20 protein-coding genes and 1 rRNA gene are annotated in these 21,509 nt (G+C 65.2%); 7 read left to right on the top strand and 14 right to left on the bottom strand.

The genetic code is table 11. The features are described 5' to 3' along the window. Positions 1-83 precede the first annotated feature (83 nt). Positions 84-196: ribosomal RNA gene (rrf, locus tag PQU89_RS05630) — 5S ribosomal RNA — on the top strand. Between the two features lie 321 nt (positions 197-517). Here the strand turns inward: rrf and PQU89_RS05625 are convergent. Beyond that, positions 518-1,087 (bottom strand): helix-turn-helix domain-containing protein, encoded by a 570-nt coding sequence (locus PQU89_RS05625; RefSeq protein ID WP_272764996.1) that lies wholly within the window; start codon positions 1,085-1,087, stop codon positions 518-520. Positions 1,088-1,263: 176 nt separating this feature from the next. Between PQU89_RS05625 and PQU89_RS05620 the strand changes: the two genes are divergently transcribed. Both PQU89_RS05620 and PQU89_RS05615 read left to right on the top strand, forming a co-directional pair. Next, a complete protein-coding gene (locus PQU89_RS05620) occupies positions 1,264-2,499 on the top strand; it encodes a M24 family metallopeptidase (protein WP_272764995.1) in 1,236 nt (411 codons plus the stop codon). Next, complete coding sequence (locus PQU89_RS05615) at positions 2,493-2,993, top strand: GNAT family N-acetyltransferase (protein WP_272764994.1); 501 nt, start codon at positions 2,493-2,495, stop codon at positions 2,991-2,993. The genes PQU89_RS05620 and PQU89_RS05615 overlap by 7 nt, the downstream gene beginning before the upstream one ends. An 84-nt stretch (positions 2,994-3,077) precedes the next feature. Here the strand turns inward: PQU89_RS05615 and PQU89_RS05610 are convergent, their stop codons facing one another. From PQU89_RS05610 to trxB, 5 genes are all read right to left on the bottom strand, one after another. After that, entirely contained in the window at positions 3,078-3,878 is an 801-nt protein-coding gene (locus PQU89_RS05610) for an alpha/beta hydrolase (RefSeq protein ID WP_272764993.1), read from the bottom strand. Beyond that, positions 3,875-5,278, bottom strand: coding sequence for a PhoH family protein (locus PQU89_RS05605; RefSeq protein ID WP_272764992.1), 1,404 nt, complete (start codon positions 5,276-5,278; stop codon positions 3,875-3,877). Before PQU89_RS05605 ends, PQU89_RS05610 begins: the two co-directional genes overlap by 4 nt. Before the next feature lie 52 nt (positions 5,279-5,330). Then, positions 5,331-5,777 (bottom strand): peroxiredoxin, encoded by a 447-nt coding sequence (locus PQU89_RS05600; RefSeq protein WP_272764991.1) that lies wholly within the window; start codon positions 5,775-5,777, stop codon positions 5,331-5,333. 16 nt (positions 5,778-5,793) lie between these two features. Continuing rightward, positions 5,794-6,351, bottom strand: coding sequence for a Smr/MutS family protein (locus PQU89_RS05595; RefSeq protein WP_272764990.1), 558 nt, complete (start codon positions 6,349-6,351; stop codon positions 5,794-5,796). Positions 6,352-6,422: 71 nt separating this feature from the next. Then, positions 6,423-7,370, bottom strand: coding sequence for a thioredoxin-disulfide reductase (gene trxB, locus PQU89_RS05590; RefSeq protein ID WP_272764989.1), 948 nt, complete (start codon positions 7,368-7,370; stop codon positions 6,423-6,425). Between the two features lie 129 nt (positions 7,371-7,499). Between trxB and PQU89_RS05585 the strand changes: the two genes are divergently transcribed. After that, entirely contained in the window at positions 7,500-7,685 is a 186-nt protein-coding gene (locus PQU89_RS05585) for a putative motility protein (RefSeq protein WP_272764988.1), read from the top strand. Between the two features lie 71 nt (positions 7,686-7,756). On the opposite strand, the gene PQU89_RS05580 is transcribed toward PQU89_RS05585, so the two are convergent. From PQU89_RS05580 to glnE, 7 genes are all read right to left on the bottom strand, one after another. After that, positions 7,757-8,230 carry a hypothetical protein gene (locus tag PQU89_RS05580; protein ID WP_272764987.1) on the bottom strand — a complete coding sequence of 158 codons (474 nt, stop codon included), beginning with the start codon at positions 8,228-8,230 and terminating at the stop codon, positions 7,757-7,759. A gap of 25 nt (positions 8,231-8,255) precedes the next feature. Then, entirely contained in the window at positions 8,256-8,648 is a 393-nt protein-coding gene (locus tag PQU89_RS05575) for a YbaN family protein (RefSeq protein WP_272764986.1), read from the bottom strand. Positions 8,649-8,745: 97 nt separating this feature from the next. Further along, positions 8,746-9,327, bottom strand: a complete 582-nt coding sequence (locus PQU89_RS05570; RefSeq protein ID WP_272764985.1) for a TetR/AcrR family transcriptional regulator — start codon at positions 9,325-9,327, stop codon at positions 8,746-8,748. Beyond that, positions 9,327-10,379 (bottom strand): lipopolysaccharide heptosyltransferase II, encoded by a 1,053-nt coding sequence (gene waaF, locus PQU89_RS05565; protein ID WP_272764984.1) that lies wholly within the window; start codon positions 10,377-10,379, stop codon positions 9,327-9,329. The genes PQU89_RS05570 and waaF overlap by 1 nt, the downstream gene beginning before the upstream one ends. 57 nt (positions 10,380-10,436) lie before the next feature. Continuing rightward, positions 10,437-10,640, bottom strand: a complete 204-nt coding sequence (locus PQU89_RS05560; protein WP_189351934.1) for a zinc-finger domain-containing protein — start codon at positions 10,638-10,640, stop codon at positions 10,437-10,439. Positions 10,641-10,688: 48 nt separating this feature from the next. Continuing rightward, positions 10,689-11,612, bottom strand: coding sequence for a branched-chain amino acid transaminase (locus PQU89_RS05555; RefSeq protein WP_047968281.1), 924 nt, complete (start codon positions 11,610-11,612; stop codon positions 10,689-10,691). Between the two features lie 70 nt (positions 11,613-11,682). Beyond that, positions 11,683-14,349 (bottom strand): bifunctional [glutamate--ammonia ligase]-adenylyl-L-tyrosine phosphorylase/[glutamate--ammonia-ligase] adenylyltransferase, encoded by a 2,667-nt coding sequence (glnE, locus tag PQU89_RS05550; protein ID WP_272764983.1) that lies wholly within the window; start codon positions 14,347-14,349, stop codon positions 11,683-11,685. A 28-nt stretch (positions 14,350-14,377) separates the two neighbouring features. On the opposite strand from glnE, the gene PQU89_RS05545 reads away from it, so the two are divergent. Genes PQU89_RS05545 through tldD form a run of 3 tightly spaced genes read left to right on the top strand, consistent with a single transcriptional unit; the run spans position 14,378 to position 20,523 of the window. Next, positions 14,378-18,253: a YhdP family protein gene (locus PQU89_RS05545; RefSeq protein ID WP_272764982.1), complete on the top strand. Its 3,876-nt coding sequence runs from the start codon at positions 14,378-14,380 to the stop codon at positions 18,251-18,253. 9 nt (positions 18,254-18,262) lie between these two features. Beyond that, the gene (locus PQU89_RS05540) at positions 18,263-19,072 is read left to right on the top strand and encodes a carbon-nitrogen hydrolase family protein (protein WP_272764981.1); all 810 of its coding nucleotides are present in this window, start codon (positions 18,263-18,265) and stop codon (positions 19,070-19,072) included. Between the two features lie 11 nt (positions 19,073-19,083). Then, the gene (tldD, locus tag PQU89_RS05535) at positions 19,084-20,523 is read left to right on the top strand and encodes a metalloprotease TldD (protein WP_272764980.1); all 1,440 of its coding nucleotides are present in this window, start codon (positions 19,084-19,086) and stop codon (positions 20,521-20,523) included. A gap of 144 nt (positions 20,524-20,667) precedes the next feature. Here the strand turns inward: tldD and PQU89_RS05530 are convergent, their stop codons facing one another. After that, a complete protein-coding gene (locus tag PQU89_RS05530; RefSeq protein WP_272764979.1) occupies positions 20,668-21,495 on the bottom strand; it encodes a formate/nitrite transporter family protein in 828 nt (275 codons plus the stop codon). Positions 21,496-21,509: the final 14 nt, after the last annotated feature.

Here is a 21,509-nt window from a genome sequence, read left to right as displayed (position 1 = left end):
CGATACAGAATACGAAATCTTCTACCAGGCTGAGAAAATAACCAAAACTCAGCGTAGGCTTCTTTGATTTGTGACAGTTTATGTCTGGTGGCCATAGCGAGGTGGTCCCACGCCTTCCCATTCCGAACAGGACCGTGAAACGCCTTAGCGCCGATGATAGTGCAGATACCTGTGTGAAAGTAGGACACCGCCAGACGCCCCATAATGAAGCCCAGCTTGAGAAATCAAGCTGGGCTTTGTGCTTTGTGGGCGGCCAATGCAGCAAGCCTAGCTGCCGCCATTCAATCTCCCGTCTTCTCATGCCGCTGATCCAATGGAGCCGCCCCGCGTGTGTGGCTGCTTGCACAACGCCGTTGCGGCCAACCTTGATGGCCTCTGCCTCTTCTGTTGCCATTTCCCGTGACGTGCTTTACCTGACTGCCAAGCACGACGCAGCCACTATATGCCTTATGAATGACAAGTCACCGGTTGGATGTGTGCCTATATCGGGATGGGTTGAAAACGCTCCGGGACTGATTTAGTCGTGCTGCTTGTCGTCAGTGTCAAACAATTGCAAGGTGCCAACCGAAATCACCTCGGTGCTACTGTTGCCGTCATTGCGGATGGCGTGTTTCTGTTGCGGATCAAAGTGCAGCGAATCGCCTGGGGTCAGCACATAGTCACGGCCGTTGACCTGATAGATGACGGTGCCGCTCAGTACATAGACAAACTCGTCGCCGCTGTGGGCGACCACCTCCGAGCGATAGCCGGGGGGGAGTGTCAGCTTGACGGCGTTCAGCACGCTGCCGCTGTAGGTGGTGGTCAGCCGCTCGTAGCGTTGTGGCATGTTGGCGACGGTGTAGCTCTGGCGCTGGCCTTCGTGGGAGTCGGGGGCGTCCTGGCGCGGGGATTCGAACAGCTCGCTCACCGCCACGCCGACGGCTTGGGCGATGTTGGCCAGTGACGACAGCGACAGGCCGGTGATGTCGCGCTCTGCCTGCGACAGGAAGCCAGCCGACAAGCCGGCTTCTTTGGCCACTTGTACCAGGGTCTTGCCGCTGGCACGACGGTAGCGGCGCAGGCGCTGGCCGAGGGTTTCCTCTGACATGGGGAAGGGTTCCTGATGGTGAGCGCTGATTGTACGTGAGAATCATTGCCTTGCTGAACAGTAAAATTTTAGTGTGACTAAAAAATGCTTGACCCTGTGGTGGCGCAGTCATAGATTGCTGCTTTGGTGTGGACTGGCGACAGGCCAGCAGTGATAAACCGGAGCGGGAGCAGGCGATGACGATAGGCGTGGGTGGGGTGAGCAAGGAGCAGGCACTGGCAGGCCTGCAGGACATGACACAGAGCGCGCAGCCGATCGGGCTGGACGAGTATCGCGTACGGCTGGCCAAGGCGCAGGCCTATATGCAGGCCAACGGCATCGCGGCGCTGTATCTGAACGCGGGAACCAGCCTCAACTACTTTACCGGTCTGAAATGGTACGCCAGCGAGCGCATGGTGGGGGCGATCCTGCCGGCGCACGGCGCGCTGGAATTCATCGCCCCCTGGTTCGAGGTCGGCACGCTGCACGACTACATGCAGCTGCAGGGCGAGGTGAACGCCTGGCACGAACACGAGAGCCCGTATGCGCTGTTTGTGGCGACGCTGGCGCGGATGGGCATTGCGGCCAACCTTAAGCAGCCTCCACGCATCGGCATCGACGAAAGCGCGGCGTTTTTCATCGCCGACGGCATCCGCCAGCACGCCACTGGCTACCAGCTGGTCAATGCCCGCGAGGTGACCGCGCACTGCCGCATGGGCAAGTCGCCGCAGGAAATCGCGCTGATGCAACGTGCCAAGGACATGACGTTGGCGGTACACCAGGCCACGGCCGGTATCCTGCATGAGGGCATCACCACCACCGAGGTCGAGGCGTTCATCGCCGAGGCGCACCGTCGTGTCGGTGCCGCCGGTTCCTACTTCTGCATCGTGCTGTTCGGTGAGGCGACCGCCTATCCGCACGGGGTCAAGAATCCGCAAGTCCTGAAGCAGGGCGACATGGTGCTGATCGATACTGGCTGCACCCTGCACGGTTATATTTCCGACATCACCCGTACCTATGTGTTTGGCGAGCCGGATGCGCGGCAGCGCGAGGTGTGGCAGGCGGAGAAGGCGGCTCAGGCTGCAGCCTTCGCGGCGGCGCAGCTGGGCACGCCGTGCGGCGAGGTCGATCTGGCCGCACGCCAGCAATTGCAGGCCGACGGCTTCGGCCCCGGCTACGCGCTGCCGGGTTTGCCGCACCGTACCGGTCACGGTATCGGCATGGACATTCACGAATGGCCGTACCTGGTGTCCAGCGACCGCACGCCACTGGAGGTCGGCATGTGCTTTAGCAACGAGCCGATGATCTGCATTCCCGGCGAGTTCGGGGTGCGGCTGGAGGATCACTTCTACATGACGGAGCAGGGGCCGCGCTGGTTCACTCAACCCAGCCACAGCATCGACGACCCGTTCGGTCTGGCGGTCGCATGCTGATCGCGGACACCGAGCGGCTGCAGCTGCGCGAGCTGACGCTGGATGATGCCGCCTTCGTGCTGGCGGCGCTGAATGACCCCGACTTCGTGCGCAAGGTGATCGACCGCGGCGTGCGTACGCTGGACGACGCCCGCCGCTATCTGCAGGAAGGACCACTGGCGGCCTACGCGCAGCATGGCCATGCACTATGGTGCGTGGTGCGCAAGTCCGATGGCGCGCTGATGGGCTTGTGCGGCATCATTCGCCGCGAGGGGCTGCCGGATCCGGATGTCGGCTACACCTTCCTGCCGCAGTATCGCGGCCAGGGCTATGCGCGCGAAGCGGCGCAGGCCAGCCTCGACTACGGGCGCAAGGTGCTGCGCCTGCCGCGGATTACCGCCATTGTCGATGCGGCCAACACGGGATCGATCCGGGTGCTGGAGGCGATCGGCCTGCGTCGCGAAGGCGAGCTGTTCTTCGGTGAGGCGCAGGCGATCAAGTTGCTGTATGCCTGAGTGGGTGGATGGCCTGTCTTTCTGAGGAGAGGCTGCCCGGATGGACGCCGAAAGGTTGGCCGCAACGCTGCGGCCAACCTTTTGTCATTCGAGGGTGGTGCCGGCCAGCCACGTCTCGATGCGTTGCGCGCACTGCTCCCAGCGATTGTCCAGCATCATCATGTGGCCGATGTGCGGCAGGATTTCCGGGGTGCTGCCGAAGCGTGCCGCGGTCTCGGTGACGTCCTCCGGCGAGATCAGCTGGTCCGCCGCCGCGCCCAGCACCAGGTTGGGTAGCGGGGCGATGCGGCGCTGCAGGAAGGGCGGCACCAGGGTCATGTCCATGATCGCGCGCTGGCTTTCGGTCTGGCTGTGGTGCGCCACCCAGTCCACCGCGGCGAGATCGGCGTCGTCGGAAAACAGCATGTGCCGCAGTTCGTTCAGTTCCGGCTGGTAATTGCCCTGCTGGAACAGGTTCAGCTGCATGAACAGTTTCGGCGCCTGGGTCATCAGCCGCATGCTGGAGCCGGCAAGGCCGCTTGGCGGTACCGAGGCCAGCAGCACGGCGCCGGGCAGGTCGTGGCGGGTCAGGTATTGCTGCAGCACAAAGCCGCCCATGGAGTGGGCGATCACGATCGGCGGCCGCGGCAGTTGTCGGATCGCCTGCTGCAGGTTGCCGATGTAGTCGTCGATGCTGATGGCGGCCAGGTAGGCGTGGCCGTCGCTGTTGCCGTGGCCCTCGAAGCTCAGCGCCCAGCAGTCGTAACCGCGTGCGCTGAACCAGGGCATGAAGTGTTGCTGCCAGCAGCTGGCGCTGCTGAAGGCACCGTGAACAAAAAGTAGGGGGGGCATCGTCGATGCCGCCCCTGCTGCCGGGGTGTGGATCAGTTCAAGTTTGATGGTCAAAGGACTTCCGCTGCGTGGTCTGCCAGGCGCGAGCGTTCGCCGCGCTGCAGGGTAATGTGGCCGGAGTGTTCCCAGCCTTTGAAACGATCAACGACGTAGCTGATGCCGGAACTGCCTTCGGTCAGGTACGGGGTGTCGATCTGACTGATGTTGCCGAGGCAGACCACCTTGGTGCCGGGGCCGGCGCGGGTGATCAGCGTTTTCATCTGTTTCGGCGTCAGGTTCTGCGCCTCGTCAATGATCAGGTATTTGTTGAGGAAGGTGCGGCCGCGCATGAAGTTGAGCGACTTGACCTTGATGCGCGAGCGGATCAGGTCGCGGGTGGCGGCACGACCCCAGTCGCCACCGTCGTCCTCGCTCTTGTTGAGTACATCGAGGTTGTCTTCCAGTGCGCCCATCCACGGCAGCATCTTTTCCTCTTCGGTGCCTGGCAAAAAACCGATGTCCTCACCGACCGGCACGGTGACACGGGTCATGATGATCTCGCTGTACAGCTTCTGCTCCAGTGTCAGCGCCAGGCCCGCGGCCAACGTTAGCAAGGTCTTGCCGGTGCCGGCCTGGCCGAGCAGGGTGACGAAGTCGATGTCCGGGTTCATCAGCAGGTTCAGTGCGAAATTCTGTTCGCGGTTGCGCGCGACGATGCCCCACACATTGTTCTTCTGGTGACTGTAATCCTTCAGTGTCTCCAGCACCGCTTCCTTGCCGTCGAGGCGCAGCACCCGTGCCTGCATCGGCTGCTCGCCTTCCTGCCACAACAGCTGGTTCAGCAGCAGCTTGGAGGCGTCCGGGCCCTTGAACTGGTAGTAGGTGCGGCCACCTTCCTGCCACGATTTCAGATCCCGGCCGTTGCGCTCCCAGAAGTCGCCGTCTATCTCGCGGGTGCCGCCGTACAGCAGGTCGGTGTCTTCCAGCACCTTGTCGTTGAAGTAGTCCTCGGCGTCCAGTCCCAGCGCGCGCGCCTTGATGCGCATGTTGATGTCTTTCGACACCAGGATGGCCGGGCGGTTGGCGTCGGCCTGCTTCAGTGCCATCACGATGCCGAGGATCTGGTTGTCGGCCTTGCCGACCGGCAGCGAGGAGGGCAGTACCGCGTGCAGCGCTTCGGTCTGCAGGCGTAGCTTGCCGCTGGCGGCGTCGCGGCTGGGGCCTTTCAGCGAAATGCCATCCTCGATGTCATCGGTACTGCTGCTGACGATTTCGTCGAGAAAGCGGCTGGCTTGCCGGGCGTTGCGGGCCACTTCCGACATGCCTTTCTTGTGGGTGTCCAGCTCCTCGAGGGTGATGATGGGGATGAACACGTCGTGCTCTTCGAAGCGGAACAGGCAGGTCGGGTCATGCAGCAGGACGTTGGTGTCGAGGACGAACAGTTTGCAGACGTTGCTCTTGCTGTGGCTTGCCATGAGAAAGACCCCCTTGTTGAAGCGGGGTCCGGCAGGGTGCCGGACCTGGCGCTTAAAGCGACTTGACGAACGTCAGCACTTCTTCGGCGTGTCCGGGGACTTTCAGTCCACGCCATTCGCGCAGGATGTCGCCATCGCTATTGATGACAAAAGTGCTGCGTTCTATCCCTCTCACCTGTTTGCCGTACATGTTTTTCAGTTTCATGACACCGAACAGGTTACATACAGTTTCGTCCGGATCGCTGATCAATTCAAATGGCAATTCGTGCTTGGCCCTGAAATTCTCGTGCGATTTCAGGCTGTCGCGCGATACACCGAGGATGCGGGCGCCGGCAGCCTGGAATTGTGGATGCAGATCGCGGAAAGCCATCGCCTCGTTGGTGCAGCCGGGTGTGTTGTCCTTCGGGTAGAAGTAAAGCACGGTCAGCCCTTGTGGCAGGGTAGCGCTCTCGCCGCTGGTGGCTGCGGCGGTGAAAGGGGTGATGCGGGTGGTGTCCATGGTGGGTTCCTCGGGTTTAGCCGTGCGGGCGGCGCAGCAGGGCCAGTACCGCGCCACTGCCGCCTTGTTCGATGCGGGTTTCGCAGAAAGCCAGCACATCCGGGTGGTGGCTGAGCCAGGCTCTGACCATCTTCGGCAGTACCGGTTCACCCGGCGAGCTGAGGCCTTTACCGTGAATCACCCGCACGCACTGGCCCAGGTGGCGGGCGCGATGCAGGAATACGGACAGTTGTTCATGAGCGGCAAAGCGGTCCAGCCCGTGCAGGTCCAGCTCGGCGCAGACCGGCCAGTGTCCGGCGCGCAGTTTTTTCAGGGTATTGCTCGGGGTGCCGGGGCTGCGGTGCTGGCTGTCGATCTGTGCCGGCTCGAACCAGCCTATCATCTGAGCGAACAGCGCCTGCTCCGCTTGCGGCGTCAGTGGAGTCTGGCTGGTGCGATGTTGCGGCAGGGGGCGCGGCTTGGGTAGTGGTGGGGAGTAGCGGACGCGGCCATCCTGCTTGAGCGGACGCACGTCCCGCATCAACTGGCGGAAGTCCGGCTCTGGCTCAGGGTTGGCCGCAACGGCAACAGGCAAGACCCTCGCGGGTCTTGCCTGTGCTTTGACTGGCTTGAGTTGCTCCTTGAGCGACTTCAATGCAGCCGGGCTCAGTGATCCAGGAAGCGCTCGGCATCCAGGGCTGCCTGGCAGCCGGATGCGGCGCTGGTGATCGCCTGGCGGTAGATGTGATCCTGCACGTCGCCGGCAGCGAACACGCCCGGTACGCTGGTGGCGGTGGCATTGCCGTCGCGGCCACCGCGGGTCACGATGTAGCCGGTTTCGTCCAGCTCCAGCTGACCCTTGAAGATGTCGGTGTTCGGCTTGTGACCGATGGCGATGAACACGCCCATCAGCTTGATGTCTTCGCTGCTGCCGTCGTTGAACTTCAGGCGCGCGCCGGTCACGCCGCTGTCGTCGCCCAGCACTTCGTCCAGGTTGGCTTTCAGCTTCAGGCTGATCTTGCCTTCGGCTACACGCGCGTTCAGCTTGTCGATCATGATCTTTTCGGCGCGGAAGGTGTCGCGACGATGGATCAGGGTGACGTGCTTGGCGATGTTGGCCAGGTACAGCGCCTCTTCCACGGCGGTATCGCCACCGCCGACCACGGCAACGTCCTGGTTGCGGTAGAAGAAACCGTCGCAGGTGGCGCAGGCGGATACGCCCTTGCCGGAGAAGGTTTGTTCCGATGGCAGACCGAGGTATTTGGCCGAGGCGCCGGTGGAGATGATCAGTGCATCGCAGGTGTATTCGCCGGAATCGCCAATCAGGCGGAACGGTCTTTCATCCAGCTTGGCAGTGTGGATGTGATCGAAGATCATTTCGGTGCCGAAACGCTCGGCGTGCTGCTGGAAGCGCTGCATCAGCTCCGGGCCCTGCACGCCGGCCACATCGGCAGGCCAGTTGTCGACATCGGTGGTGGTCATCAGTTGACCGCCCTGGGCCATGCCGGTAATCAGTACCGGTTTCAGGTTGGCGCGGGCGGCATAGACCGCAGCGGTGTAGCCGGCAGGGCCGGAACCAAGGATAAGCAGAGGGCAGTGACGAGTTTGGCTCATGTTTGTCTTTTTCCTGTCTGGCAGAGACGATAGTGCGTATTCTATCAGGAATGGGTGACAATTCTGATTGAGTGTTTCAACGCGGCGGATAGTTTACGGTAATCGGCGCTCGGCGCTCGGGGGATGGTGATGGCGGCAGTTTCGGCGGCGGCAGATAATCAGGTGGCGCAAGTGGCGCAAATCCTGATGCTGAAGAAAACGATGGAAGTCAGCGAGAGTGCGGCGTTGGCCTTGCTGGCAACGGCAACGGACGCCGCTGCGATGCAAGGTAATAATCCGCCGCATCTGGGTAACCATATCGACGTGCGGGCCTGATGCCACGGGTGTGATGCGGTAAAAAGAAACGGGAGCCAAGGCTCCCGTTTCTTTTTGTGCAGTGGTTCTGCTCAGGCTTCGGTACGGATGCGGGTGCTGCTGCTGGCATCCTGCAGCAAGGACTGGCTGACCTGGTATTGGGTGATGGCCTGTTGCGAGGCGTTGACGGGCACGCGGGCCTCTGCCGGAACCGTGCGCTCGGTGCTGGCGGCGGGTGCGGACTGCTCCGAGGTGTCGCGGCGTGGTTGCGGCTCGTTCAGCCGGTTGCCCGGGCTGCGTTCGCTGGCGGCGAGCGTGGTGTTCGGCTCTGGCTGGTTGACGCGGCGCGAGTCGAGCAACTGCGCCTGGAGTGCCTGTTCGGTATTGCTGACAGCCTGGCTGGGGCGGGCGGTCGGCAGCGTGCTGGCGGCAACCGCTTCGGCGGCCGGCGCGGGCGCCAGCTGGCTTTCCTGTTGCTGCTCCTGCTGCAGGCGACGCTGTTCCGCGGCCTCGCGCAGTATGCTGGCGCTGCTGCTGGCTGATGCGGCGGAATTAATGGCATCCATGCGGGGGCTCCATTACGACAAAGGGCTATGATTTGCTGTCAAGCATAGCACAACATGCTGATGTTGCTGGAATTGTCGGCAGCCGCCACATCCACAGGCTGAGTCCCGCCCACACCAGTAACAGCAGGGCAGTAAGCCAGGGTTGTTGCAGCGTGGCATAGATACTGAAGCAGAATGACAGGGCGACGGTGCCCAGCGCCACGGCCTTGGTTCTCGCGGTCATGCCGTGGTGGCGCTGCCACTGCAGCAGCGGTGGGCCCAGACGCGGATGGCGGTGTAGCCAGTGCAGCAGCGCCGGGCTGCTGCGGCCGAAGCAGGCGGCGGCCATCAGCACGAAGACGGTGGTCGGCATCACCGGCAGCAGCGCGCCGATCAGGGCCAGCAGCAGGCACAGCCAGCCGGCTACCAGCCACAGCATTCTTTGCAACCGCAGTTTCATGTGGTGATCCCGAAGTAGTCCTGCCTTGATTCAATGCCATCCGCGCACCATTTGCAAGTGCGTGGGGGCCCCGGTTTCAGGCGATGACGGTCAGCTCCAGCATGCGGTCGGCCAGTTCGGCGACGGAGAGTTCGCCGTTGCCGTGATACCACTGTACCGTCCAGTGCAGGCTGCCCAGCAGGGTGCGGCGCAGCAGGCGGGTGTCCGGCTTGACCAGGCCGGCGGCGGCGGCTTCGTCCAGCGCCTCCTGCCACAGCGCTTCGTAGCGGTCGCGCAGCACGATCAGGCCGGGCTTGGCGGTGGCGGACACGCTGCGCCATTCGTACAGCATCACTTCCAGCGCGGCCTGGTTATCGCCCAGCAGCGAGTGCAGGTGAACGTGGAACAGTGCCGTTAGCTTTTCGCGCGGCGTCTTGGCGCGGGACAGCGCGGCGGCCAACTGTTCGGTGGTGGCGGTGATGCCCAGCGCCATGACCGCGACCAGAATCTCTTCCTTGGTGCGGAAGTGGTAGAACAGGCTGCCGGATTGCAGGCCGACGGCATTGCCCAGATCGCGCACGGTGGTGCGCTCGTAGCCCTGGTCGCGGAACAGGCGGGCGGCGGCGCGCACCAGCTCCATACGGCGGCTGTTGTCTTCGGTGGCGTTTTCTTTGCTCATTATGATGTCGCCGTTTCTTGTGATGGGCCGGATGGCCGGGTGTCGAGCTGTTTCAGGCAGGCCTGCAGTACCCGTTCCGGCAGCATGTCTTCCAGGCAGCGCATGTGCTGATAGGGACAGGTGCGCTCGAAGCAGGGGCTGCAGTCCAGGTTTAGGTTGACGATTTCGGCGTGGTCGCTGAGCGGCGGCGTGAAGTCCGGGCTGGACGAGCCGTAGAGGGCGACCAGCGGGATGTGCAGGGCGGCGGCGACGTGCATCAGGCCGGAGTCGTTGCACACCGCCAGCTTGGCCAGCGCCATCAGGTCGATGGCTTCGTCGAGGCCGGTCTTGCCGCACAGGTTGAGCGCCTTGCCCTGTGCCAGCCGGCCGATTTCTTCGCCGATGTCCTGGTCCTTGGCCGAGCCGAACAGCCACACCTGGTAGCCGTGGCTGTCGAGTGCCGCCGCCAGTGCGGCAAAGTGGCGCGGCGGCCAACGCTTGGCCGGGCCGTATTCGGCGCCGGGGCACATCGCGACCACCTGCTTGTCCAGCGACAGGCCGAGGCGCGCGGCGACAGCCTGCTGGGCGGCCGGCTGCGAGCTGAGGCTGGGGTGCGGAATCGGGCGGTGCAGCGCGTGGCGCGGTTCCTCGGCCAGGATGCAGAAGCGCTCGACCATGGTCGGCAGCTCCTGCTCGTTCAGCTCGCGGGTGTCGTTGAGCAGGCCGTAGCGCAGTTCACCGGTAAAACCGGTGCGCAGCGGAATGCCGGCCAGGAACGGGATCAGCGCCGCCTTGAGCGAATTGGGCAGCACCACCACCTGGTCGAAACCTTCGCGGTGCAGTGCGCGCGCCACGCGCCAGCGCTCGCGCAGGCGCAGTTGGCCATGCCCGAACGGGTTGAGGTGCGCCTTGGCCACCTCCGGCATCCGTGCCAGTAGCGGCAGGGTCCAGGCGGGGGCGAAGACGTGCAGTTCCAGGCCGGAGTGGCGCTCGTGCAGCCGACGGTACAGCGGCTGCGCCATCACGCCGTCACCTACCCAGGAAGGGCCGATTACCAGTAGCTTTTTGATCATGTATCAAGCAAAAAAGGTGCAGCGCAAGCCGCACCTTTGTCCATTGGGCAGGAAGGCTTAGTGGTGGCCGCTAACCGGGCCGGTCAGCTTGTAGTGGGTGCCGCAGTACGGGCACAGTGCCTCGCCGCCGTTCTTCACGATCGGCAGGAATACGCGCGGGTGCGAGTTCCACTTCAGCATGTCCGGTGTCGGGCAGTGCAGCGGCAGGTCTTTTGCCGTGACTTCGATAAAGCGAGCGGTGTTTTCTTTCAGTTCTGCCATGTTCGGTACTTTCTTGTGTGCCCCGTGCCGGGGCGGCTAGCCAATGGGTTAATCGAGGTAGGTGAGCCAGTGCTGCTTGCCGGCATCCAGACCCTTGACGCAATCGAAGTAGCGCTTCTGGATCTCGGTGGTGATCGGGCCGCGCTTGCCTTCGCCGATGCTGCGGCGATCCAGCTCGCGGATCGGGGTCACTTCGGCCGCGGTGCCGGTAAAGAAGGCTTCGTCGGCGGTATAGACTTCGTCGCGGGTGATGCGTTTTTCGATGATCTGCAGCCCCATTTCCTGCGCCAGCTGCACCACGGTGTCGCGGGTGATGCCTTCCAGCGCGGAGGTCAGGTCAGGGGTGTACAGCTTGCCCTTGCGGACGATGAAGATGTTCTCGCCGGAGCCTTCGGCCACAAAGCCGTCCACGTCTAGCAGCAGCGCCTCGTCGTAACCGTCTGCCGTCGCCTCGTTGTTGGCGAGGATGGAGTTCATGTAGTTGCCGTTCGCCTTCGCCTTGCACATGGTGATGTTGACGTGGTGGCGGGTGAACGAGCTGGTCTTGACGCGGATGCCTTGCTCCAGGCCTTCCTCGCCTAGGTAGGCGCCCCACGGCCAGGCGGCGACGATGACCTGCACGTCGTCCTTTTTCGGCGCGATGCCGAGCTTGCCGGAGCCGTAGAACGCCATCGGGCGGAAGTAGCAGGACTTGAGCTGGTTGGCGCGCACCACGTCGATGTGCGCCTGGTTGATCTGCTCCTTGCTGAACGGCAGGTCCATGCCGAGGATCTTGGCGGAGCGGAACAGGCGGTCGGTATGGTCCTGCAGACGGAAGATGGCCGGGCCCTTCGGTGTTTCGTAGGCGCGCACGCCTTCGAACACACCCATGCCGTAGTGCAGGGTGTGGGTCAGCACGTGGGTAGTGGCATTGCGCCAGTCAACCAGCTGTCCGTCGTACCAGATAAAACCATCGCGATCTGCCATCGACATGGTGAATTCTCCGCTGTAGTCCTGTTTTTAATGTGGCGCAATTATAGCGCCGAGTGTTGCGCTTGTGTTTTCAAGCTTCATCCTGCAGTGTGCACTGCCACAGTGCGCGCACATGGCGGTAGTCTTCCTGCGGGATGTCGTCGGTGGTCTGGCTGTCATTGAGCCGCGCCGCGTGCTGCAGCCGGCGGTAGTGGCGATAGGCGCTCTGACCCTGGTTGGCCAGCTCGGCCGGAATCAGGCCAACGTTGGCCGCAACGCCGAGCAGGGCGATGTTGCCGCTGTTGCGGGTCAGCTCCGGGTGCTGACTGGCGTGCGCCAGGATCAGGAACTGGGTGATGAACTCGACATCGACAATGCCGCCGCGCGCATGCTTGACGTCGCCGTCGCGGGCCGGATGGCTTTCCAGCATCTTGTCGCGCATCGCCAGCACCTCGTCACGCAGCTGGGCGATGTCGCGCGGCTGAGTCAGCACCTGATGGCGGATGGCCTCGAATTGCTGGCCGATCGCCGCGTCGCCGCAGACAAAGCGGGCGCGGGTCAGCGCCTGGTGCTCCCACAGCCAGGCATCCTTCTGCTGGTACTGGCGGAAGGCGTCGACGGTGCTGACCAGCAGACCGCTGGTGCCGTTGGGGCGCAGGCGCAGGTCGATGTCGTACAGCGAGCCGGCGGCGGTGACGCTGGTCAGCCAGGTGGTCAGCTTGCGTGCCAGCCGCGAGTACAGCTCGGCGGCGTCCGGGTGGTCATCATCGTAGAGGAAGATCACGTCGAGGTCGGAGGCGTAGCCCAGTTCCTTGCCGCCCAGCTTGCCGTAACCGATGATGCTGAAGCGCGGCACCTCGCAGTGGCGCTTGGGCAGATCCAGCCAGGCGTGGCGCAGCGTGGCGTCCAGCACCATGTCGGCCAGCGCCGACAGTTCGTCGGACAGCGCTTCCAGCGTCCACATCCCGGCCAGATCCTGCGCCACCAGGCGGAAGGTCTGCGCATGCTGGAAGTGGCGCAGGGTGTCCATCTGCGCCTCGACGTCACCCTGGCAGTCGGCCAGCTGCTGTTCCAGTTGCGCCGCCAGCTGTGGCCAGTCCGGGCTGGCGTACAGCACGCGCGCATCCAGCAGCTCGTCGAGCAGGATCGGATGGCGGTTGAGGTAAGCCGACACCCAGGCGCTGGCCGAGTACAGCGAGGCCAGCCGCTGCAGCGTCTGCGGATACTCCTGCAGCAGCGACAGGTAGGAGGCGCGGCGGCTAATGCTTTCCAGCAGGGTCAGGATGCGCGACAGCGTCAGGTCCGGATTGTCGAAACCGGCGGCGACCTCGATCAGCGGCGGGATCAGCGCGTCCAGCTTCTTGCGGCTGCTGTCCGGCATCTGCTGGTAGCGCTGGCTGGCGGCGAGGCTGCGTAGCTGGCGCTGCACGTCGGTGGCGTCGTGGTAGCCGAGCTGCTGCAGCGTGGCGCTGATGTCGTTGTCGGCCAGCTCCTGCCACAGCGCCTGCAGCGGATGGGCGGCAGCGCCTTCGGTCGGCAGGAAGAACACCTGCTCGAAGTGGCGGGTGACGCGACGGCGGTGCTGGTTGAGCACGTCGAGGAAACCGTGCCAGTCAGCAAAGCCCATGCTGGCGGCGATGCGCTGTTGGTTGTCTTCACTGGTCGGCAGGTTTTGCGTCTGCTGGTCGTCGAGGTACTGCAGGCGGTGTTCCAGGTTGCGCAAGAAGGTGTACGCCTCCAGCAGCTCGCCGACCGTTTCCGGCTCCAGCAGGCGCAACTCGGCCAGCACGGCGTAGGTTTCGCGCGTGCTGCGCAGCTGCAGGCGGCGCTCGCGGCCGCCGCGGATCAGCTGGAACACCTGGGCGATGAACTCCACCTCGCGGATGCCGCCCGGCCCCAGCTTGATGTTTTCCGCCATGTCGCGGCGCGCCACCTCGCGGCGGATCTGCGCGTGCAGCTCGCGCATGGCGCCGTAGGCACCGTAATCCATGTACTTGCGGTACACGAAGGGGCGTACCAGCTGCGACAAGTAGCTATCGTCGCCACTCATCACCCGTGCCTTGATCCAGGCGTAGCGCTCCCACTCGCGGCCCTGGCTCAGCAGGTAGTTTTCCAGCGCCGCTAGGCTCATCACCAGCGGGCCGGAATCGCCGTACGGGCGCAGGCGCATGTCGACGCGGAACACCTGGCCGTCGTAGGTGAGGTCGTTGATGGCGCGGATCAGCTCCTTGCCGAGGCGGGTGAAGTACTCGTGGTTGGAGGTCTTGCGCTGGCCGTTGGTGTCGCCGTCTTCCGGATAGATGAAGATCAGGTCGATATCGGAGGACACGTTCAGCTCGAAGCCGCCGAGCTTGCCCATGCCGATCACGATCAGCTGCTGCACCTCGCCGCTTTCCTCGCCGATCGGGTCGCCGAACTGAGCCAGGCTGCGTCGTGCCACCGGCAGCGCCTGCTGCACGGCAAAATCGGCCAGCGCGCTGATGGTGGTGACGACTTCATGCAGATCGGCCAGACCGGCGTGGTCGCGGGTGATCAGCCGCGCCATCACCGCGGCGCGCAGCTGGCGCAGCGCCGGCATCAGCGTGTCGATGCTGTCGAAAGCCGGCCAGTCGGCGAACGCCGTCATCTCCGCCAAGTCAAAACAGAGATCCAGTCTTGCGGCCAACCTTTCGAATTGTTCGGGACGGGCACCTAGCAGGCGGTCGAGGTAATAACTGAATGCGCGCGCAGAGGCGATGGCGGCGGTATTTGCTGGCATAATGCGCTTTCAACGCTATGACGAAATCGTGACTGACCATTCTACCCCCACTTCCCCGTCCGATGTAACGCAGCTTGACCGCAGCTGGCGCATCCTGCGGACTGCCCGTCGCATCCTGCGTGCCGCTGCCTGGCTACTGGCCGCGGCACTGCTGCTGCTGGCCGTTTCCTTTCTGAGTTTTCGCTTCCTGCTGCTGCCGAACCTGGACCGCTTGCGCCCGTATCTGGAGCAGTCGCTGGGTGACGCCAGCGGCATGGCGATCAAGGTTGGCCGCATCGACGGCGAATGGCAGTGGTGGGCGCCGGTGCTGACCCTGCACGACGTGCAGGTGCGGCCGGTATCGCGCGCCAGCGCCATCCGCCTGTCGCGGGTGGAGATGATTCCGGCGTGGAAAAGCTGGCTCTATCTCGAACCGCGGCTGGCCAGCCTGCAGCTGGACGATTTGCAGCTGGCGCTGCAGCGCGACCGTCAGGGACGGCTGAGCCTGAACGGCATCGCGCTGTCCGGCGGCAAGGGCGACAACCGGCTGCTGGACTGGTTGCTGCGCCAGGACAGCATCACGCTGAGCCTGAAGCAGCTGAGCTGGCATGACCAGCTGCTGGCCTTGCCGGTGCTGCAACTGGAAGGGCTGACCCTGCAGCTGCAGGACAACTGGCGCGGCCATCGCCTGCAACTGCACGGCCGTCCGGACAGCCCGCTGCTGCCGGGACTGCTGCTGGATGCCGGCTGGCAGGGCGGTGCCGTCGCCGACTGGCGGCAATGGCAGGGCGAACTGACTCTGGCCGCAGGTAGCGGCGAGCTGTCGCTGCTCAAGCGCTACTGGCCGACGGCGCCGTTTGCCGGCCAGGGGCGCGCCAGTTCGCGGCTGACGGCGGCGTTTGCCGAAGGCCGCATCACCGCGCTGCAGGGACGCTGGCAGGTGGACGACGTGTCGCTGGCACTGCAGCGGCGCGATCTGCCCTTGCCGCGGCTGGCGGGCGAGGTGGACTACCGCAGTGCGGCAGCGGGCCAGCACCAGCTGCAGGCCAGCCATCTGACATTGTCCGGCGAATTCGGCCCGCTGCTGCGCGACGCGACGGTCGACGCCAACTGGCACGAACAGCGCGGCGGACGCGTGCAATTGTCCGGGGTGTCGTTGGCGGGGCTGTGGCCCGTGCTGCAGCAACGCGTCAGCGCGCTGCGCGAGCTGCCGCTGACGTCGCTGGACGGTGAGCTGGGCAAGACCAGCTGGCAGTGGCAGGGGTCGTGGCGGGCGCCGCGCGATTACCGGCTGAGCACGGCCTTCCGCCAGCTGCGGCCAACCTTGAGCACCAGCCCGGCACTGCAGGGCGGCCTCAACGGCGAGCTGAAGCTGGCGCGTGATGGCGGCGAGCTGTCGCTGTCCGGACAGGGGCTGACGCTGGCATGGCCGCAGCAACTGACCGAGCCGCTGGCCTTGCAGCAGCTGGCCGGCCAGCTACGCTGGCAGCGGCAGGGCCAAGGCTGGCAGTTCACGCTGCCGGCGCTACGCTTGCAAACCCCCGATCTGAAAGCCGATCTGAGCGGCGAGGGGCTGCTGCCGGCACAGGGCGCGCTACAGGGGCTGCTCGACATCCGCGTGCCGCAGGTGGCGGTGGCCCGCGTCAGCCGCTACCTGCCGGCGGTGATCGGCCGCAGCACGCTGGACTGGCTGGACATGGCGTTGGTCGGCGGCACGGCGCGCAACGTCACTGCGCGGGTGGAGGGCGACTTCAGCCGCTTCCCGTTCGGCAATGATGCCGGCGGCCGTTTCGATGTCGATGCCGAGGTGGCCAGCGGCGTGTTGCGCTTTGATCGCGCCTGGCCTGACATCACCGCCATCGACGGCAAGTTTGCGATGCGCAACGACCACGTGCTGGTCGATGCCACCACGGCGCGCACCGCCGGCGTGGCGCTGCAGGCGGTCAAGGTGCGGCTGCCGGACCTGATGACGCAGCCGGCGCACCTGCTGATCGACGGCCAGGCGCGCGGCGCGCTGCCGCAGATGCTGGCCTACACCCGCAGCAGCCTGGTGGACGACTGGCTGGGCGGATTCCTGTCGACCATCGACAGCCAGGGCGAGGCCGCGCTGAAGCTGGGGCTGGACATTCCGCTGTCGGCGTTGCTGCAGAGCAAGGTGCGCGGTGAGGTGAGCCTACCCGGCAACAGTCTGCAGTTCCGCCAGCTGCCGCTGCCGCCGTTGCAGGCGGTACGCGGCGTGCTGAATTTCAACGAGCGCGGCGTGAGCTCGCCGGGGATCAGCTTTGCCGCCTTTGGCGGGCAGGGGCGGCTGACCGCGACGCAGCGTCGCGATGACGTGATGCAGTTTTCGGTGCAGGGCGACGCCGCCATCACCCCGGTGCTGCAGCAGTATGTGCCGCTGCTGTCGCCGCTGGTGTCTGGCCGCACGCCGTACCAGGCCAATTTCGACATCAGCAATAATCTTGATGACCTGCAGCTGCTGCTGAGCCTGCGCGGGGTGGCGATCCAGGCGCCGGAGCCGCTGGCCAAGCCGGCCGACGCCGAATGGCCGCTGCAGCTACGCTTGCGGCCAACCTTGCAGGGCTGGCAGCTGGCCTGGCAACAGCAGGAACGGGCGCAGGGCACGGTGACGCTGGATAGTCACGGCAATCTGCGTGGTGTCGGCGTTGGCGTCGGCGCCGAGGTGCCGGCCAGTCCGCAACAGATCGGCATCGCCATCCGCCAGCCGCAGTTGGACCTGCTGCCGTGGCTGGGCGTGGTGCAGCAGCTCGGAACGGCCATCAGTACGGGCGGCGGCACGGGGGGTGCCGACCTGCCGCTGCAACTGCAGCTGGCGACGCCGCTGCTGCAACTGGCCAGTTACCGGTTGCACGACGTCGACAGTCGCCTCGACTGGCATGGCGGTGATGCGCCGCTGCAGCTGCAGTTGGACAGTCGCGAGGCCGCCGGGCAGTTGCGCTACAGTGCGGCCGATGGCGGGCGGGTGCAGGCGCAGCTGTCGCGACTGATCCTGCCATTGCCGGAAGATTCCGCCGCGCTGGCTACCGGCGGTAGCAATGCCGGGCCGCAGCTGGCCGATGTCAGCGTGCCGGCGCTGGAGCTGGCGGTGACGCAGCTGTCTTGGGAGCAGTACCAGCTCGGCCAGCTGACGCTGCAGGCACAGCCGCGCGGCGAGCAGTGGCAGCTGGACAAGGTCACGCTGCAGATGCCGGAAGGGCGCATGCAGGTCACCGGCGTAGCACCGCGCGAGGGCAGCAGCCAGCCGCAGACGCGGGTTGACGTTGCCTTCGATACAGAGAATGCCGGCGGCGTGCTGACGCGCTTCGGCATCGTGGATGCGCTGTACGGTGGTCGCGGCCGGCTGGACGGCCAGCTGACGTGGCCGGGGCGTTTGCACGACTTCGAGCTGGCGCGCCTCGGCGGCCAGCTGCGGCTGGATGTGCGCGACGGCCGCTTTGCCCAGGTCAACCCTGGCGTGGCGCGCTTGCTGGGCATCCTCAGCCTGCAGTCGCTGTCGCGCCGCATCCGGCTGGACTTCACCGATGTGTTCAGCAGCGGTTTTGCCTTTGATGCCATCACCGGCTCCGCCGTCGTCCGCGACGGGGTGTTTGCCTCCGACGATGTGCGCATGACCGGGCCGGCGGCGCAGGTCACCCTGCGCGGCGAGGCCGACCTGCCGCGCAACCAGCAGAGCGTGCGCGCCCGCATCACGCCGCACATTTCCGAGAGCGTGTCGCTGCTGGCCGGTGCTACCCTGGTCAACCCGCTGCTGGGCGCGGCGACGCTACTGACGCAAAAAATATTGCAAGACCCGATTAATCAGGTATTTTCCTTTGAATACCAGATCAGCGGCAGCCTGACCGATCCGCAGGTCAGCAAGGTGGGGGAGAATGTCACCCCCGTGCCGCCGGCCAAGACGCCCTGAGGACCACAGATGAAGACAGCTTTCAAGGTCGCCGCCATCCAGATGGTGTCCACCACCCAGCCGCAACAGAACCTCGACACCGCCGCCCGCCTGGTGGCGCAGGCGGCCGCTGACGGCGCGCAACTGGTGGTGCTGCCGGAGTATTTCTGCCTGATGGGGCGCGAAGAAGGCGACAAGGTGCGCCTCCGCGAGCCGTTTGGTGACGGGCCGATCCAGCAGCAGCTGGCGGCGATGGCGCGCGACAATGGCGTGTGGCTGGTGGGCGGCACGCTGCCGCTGGCCTGTGATGCCGACAACAAGGTGTTGAACAGCCTGCTGCTGTTCGCGCCGGACGGCAGCGTGCACAGCCGCTACGACAAGATCCACCTGTTCGGCTTTACCGGCAACGGCGAGCGCTACTGCGAATCGGACAGCATCGTCGCCGGCAGCCAGCCGCTGCGCGCGGAAACGCCGCTGGCCGACATCGCCTTCGGCATCTGCTACGACCTGCGCTTCCCCGAGCTGTTCCGCCAGATGGCGCCGTTTGACCTGCTGGTGTTGCCGGCGGCGTTCACCGCACAGACCGGCGAGGCGCACTGGGAAGTGCTGCTGCGCGCCCGCGCCATCGAAAACCAGTGCTACGTGCTGGCCTCGGCACAGGGCGGCAGCCACGAGAACGGCCGCAAGACCCATGGCCAGAGCATGGTGATCGACCCGTGGGGGCGCATTGTCGCCCAGCTGGACAAGGGCGAAGGCGTGGTCATCGCCGAGATCGACCCCGAAATCATACACTCGGTGCGCACCCGGCTGCCGGCGCTGTCGCACCGCGTTTTTTCCTGAAAGCAAAAGTCATGAGCAACGCCATTTCCATCGCAGACAGCCTGCTGCTGGCGCCGTACGGCGTCAACGAACAGGTGATCGAGGCCACCCTCGGCCGCATGCTGCAGCATCAGGTCGACTATGCCGACCTGTATTTCCAGTACACGCGCAGCGAAGGCTGGAGCCTGGAAGAGGGCATCGTCAAGGCCGGCAGCTTCAGCATCGACCAGGGTGTCGGCGTGCGTGCGGTGTCCGGTGACAAGACCGCGTTTGCCTACTCCGACGACATCAGCGCCTTTGCGCTGGGCGAGGCCGCCGATGCGGTGCGCGCCATCGGCGCCGTCGGCGGCCACGGCAATGCCGGCGCGGTGGCACTGCGTCGCGGCAGCGGCCTGTATCCGGCGATCGACCCGGTCGGCAGCCTGCCGGCAGAGGCCAAGGTGTCGATCCTGGAGCGCATCGAGCGGCTGGCGCGCGCCATCGACCCGCGCGTGATCCAGGTGATGGCCGGCTTGGCCGCAGAGTACGACGTAGTCTACGTCGCGCGTCATGACGGCGTGCGCGCCGCCGACGTGCGGCCGCTGGTGCGCATCTCGGTGACGGTGATCGCCGAGCAGGACGGCCGTCGCGAGATGGGTAGCAGTGGCGGCGGTGGCCGTTACGACCTGACGCAGTTTACCGACGCGGTGATCGAGCATCACGCGCAGAAGGCGGTGCAACAGGCGCTGGTCAATCTGGAAGCACGGCCGGCCCCGGCCGGACAGATGACGGTGGTGCTCGGCTCCGGCTGGCCGGGGGTGCTGCTGCACGAGGCCATCGGCCACGGTCTGGAGGGCGACTTCAACCGCAAGGGCACCTCGGCGTTCTCCGGCATGATCGGCCAGCGCGTGGCCGCCGCCGGCGTCACCGTGGTCGATGACGGCACGCTGTCGGCACGCCGCGGCTCGCTGTCGATCGACGACGAAGGCAACGCCACCAATCGCACCGTGTTGATCGAGGACGGTATCCTCAAGGGCTATATGCAGGACGCGATGAACTCGCGGCTGATGGGGGTGGCGCCGACCGGTAACGGCCGCCGCGAATCCTACGCCCACATCCCGATGCCGCGGATGACCAATACCTACATGCTGGCTGGCAACAAGGCGCCGGAAGAGATCATCGCCTCGGTCAAGGACGGCATCTATGCGGCCAACTTCGGCGGTGGTCAGGTCGACATCACTAGCGGCAAGTTCGTGTTCTCCGCCTCCGAGGCGTGGCGCATCGAGAACGGCAAGCTGACCTATCCGGTGAAGGGCGCCACCCTGATCGGCAACGGCCCGGACGTGCTCGGCTACGTGTCGATGATCGGCAACGATCTGGCGCTGGACGAGGGCGTTGGTGTCTGCGGCAAGGAAGGCCAGAGCGTGCCGGTTGGCGTCGGCCAGCCGACGCTGCGTATCGACGGCGGCCTCACCGTCGGCGGCACCGCCTGACAAGGTTGGCCGCAAGTTTGCGGCATACAAGTCAAAACGCCATCGCACCGCGATGGCGTTTTTCTTTTGTAGTGGGGTATTCCGGGCAACGCCGGCGCCAGATCATGGTCGCGGCGCTGCCCGCGATCACGGCCGGCCGGCGCGCTACGCTGCCGGCGGCGGCTGGTCGCGGCGGTAGATCAGGTGGTAGACCAGCGCCACCAGCACGCTGCCGCCGAGGATGTTGCCGGCGATCACCGCCGCCAGATTGCGCAAGAGGCCGGCCACGCCCAGTGCCGGCGATACCAGCGCTGGCGGCACGCTGTCCTGCAACAGCATCGCCAGCGGGATCAGATACATATTGGCGATGCTGTGCTCGAAGCCGGCGGCAACAAAGGCCGAAATCGGGAACACGACGGCAATGAACTTGTCGGTGACGCTGCGCCCGGCCATCGCCATCCATACCGCCAGGCACACCAGGATATTGCACAGCACCCCCTTCCAGAACAGTGCAGCCAACGGCGCCGCACACTTGGCGCCGGCCAGCGTCACCACCAGCGCCGCCACGCGGCCATTGTTCATCGCCGGGTGGCCGGACAGCCACACCAGCAGCGCCATGCCGGCGGCGCCGGCAAAGTTGGCCGCACACACCACCACCCAGTTGCGCAGCAGCGCGTGGCTGCTGATGCGGCCATCGGCCCAGGCCATCATCAGCAGGTTGTTGCCGGTGAACAGCTCGGCACCGGCCACCACCACCAGCAGCAGCCCCAAGGAAAACACCACGCCGCCCAGCACGCGGCTGGCGGCAAAGCCCAGCGTGTTGTCGCTCGCGACCAGCACGAAATACAGCGCGCCCAGCGAGATGAAGGCGCCGGCCAGCATGCCCAGCAGCACCATCTGCAGCAGCGGCAGCCGCGCCTTGCTGACGCCGACCTGCTCGATCTTCTCGGCGATCTGTGCCGGCGAGAAGGCGTCAAAACCGTACAGCGCCATGGCGTTTCCCCCTG

Origin of the sequence: Vogesella indigofera, from assembly GCF_028548395.1 — a bacterium.
GTDB lineage: Bacteria > Pseudomonadota > Gammaproteobacteria > Burkholderiales > Chromobacteriaceae > Vogesella > Vogesella indigofera_A.
The sequence above is the reverse complement of the archived record's forward strand: the minus strand, read 5'-3'. Positions and strand labels throughout refer to the sequence as shown.

Bases quoted from the DNA above. Each gene is read 5' to 3' on its own strand.
- trxB (WP_272764989.1), bottom strand. From the start codon at position 7,370: ATGAGCCAAACTCGTCACTGCCCTCTGCTTATCCTTGGTTCCGGCCCT.
- PQU89_RS05605 (WP_272764992.1), bottom strand. From the start codon at position 5,278: ATGGCAAGCCACAGCAAGAGCAACGTCTGCAAACTGTTCGTCCTCGAC.
- PQU89_RS05600 (WP_272764991.1), bottom strand. From the start codon at position 5,777: ATGGACACCACCCGCATCACCCCTTTCACCGCCGCAGCCACCAGCGGC.
- tldD (WP_272764980.1), top strand. From the start codon at position 19,084: ATGAGCAACGCCATTTCCATCGCAGACAGCCTGCTGCTGGCGCCGTAC.
- PQU89_RS05560 (WP_189351934.1), bottom strand. From the start codon at position 10,640: ATGGCAGAACTGAAAGAAAACACCGCTCGCTTTATCGAAGTCACGGCA.
- glnE (WP_272764983.1), bottom strand. From the start codon at position 14,349: ATGCCAGCAAATACCGCCGCCATCGCCTCTGCGCGCGCATTCAGTTAT.
- PQU89_RS05530 (WP_272764979.1), bottom strand. From the start codon at position 21,495: ATGGCGCTGTACGGTTTTGACGCCTTCTCGCCGGCACAGATCGCCGAG.
- PQU89_RS05580 (WP_272764987.1), bottom strand. From the start codon at position 8,230: ATGGATGCCATTAATTCCGCCGCATCAGCCAGCAGCAGCGCCAGCATA.
- PQU89_RS05625 (WP_272764996.1), bottom strand. From the start codon at position 1,087: ATGTCAGAGGAAACCCTCGGCCAGCGCCTGCGCCGCTACCGTCGTGCC.
- PQU89_RS05555 (WP_047968281.1), bottom strand. From the start codon at position 11,612: ATGTCGATGGCAGATCGCGATGGTTTTATCTGGTACGACGGACAGCTG.
- PQU89_RS05615 (WP_272764994.1), top strand. From the start codon at position 2,493: ATGCTGATCGCGGACACCGAGCGGCTGCAGCTGCGCGAGCTGACGCTG.
- PQU89_RS05575 (WP_272764986.1), bottom strand. From the start codon at position 8,648: ATGCTGTGGCTGGTAGCCGGCTGGCTGTGCCTGCTGCTGGCCCTGATC.
- PQU89_RS05620 (WP_272764995.1), top strand. From the start codon at position 1,264: ATGACGATAGGCGTGGGTGGGGTGAGCAAGGAGCAGGCACTGGCAGGC.
- PQU89_RS05585 (WP_272764988.1), top strand. From the start codon at position 7,500: ATGGCGGCAGTTTCGGCGGCGGCAGATAATCAGGTGGCGCAAGTGGCG.
- waaF (WP_272764984.1), bottom strand. From the start codon at position 10,379: ATGATCAAAAAGCTACTGGTAATCGGCCCTTCCTGGGTAGGTGACGGC.
- PQU89_RS05570 (WP_272764985.1), bottom strand. From the start codon at position 9,327: ATGAGCAAAGAAAACGCCACCGAAGACAACAGCCGCCGTATGGAGCTG.
- PQU89_RS05540 (WP_272764981.1), top strand. From the start codon at position 18,263: ATGAAGACAGCTTTCAAGGTCGCCGCCATCCAGATGGTGTCCACCACC.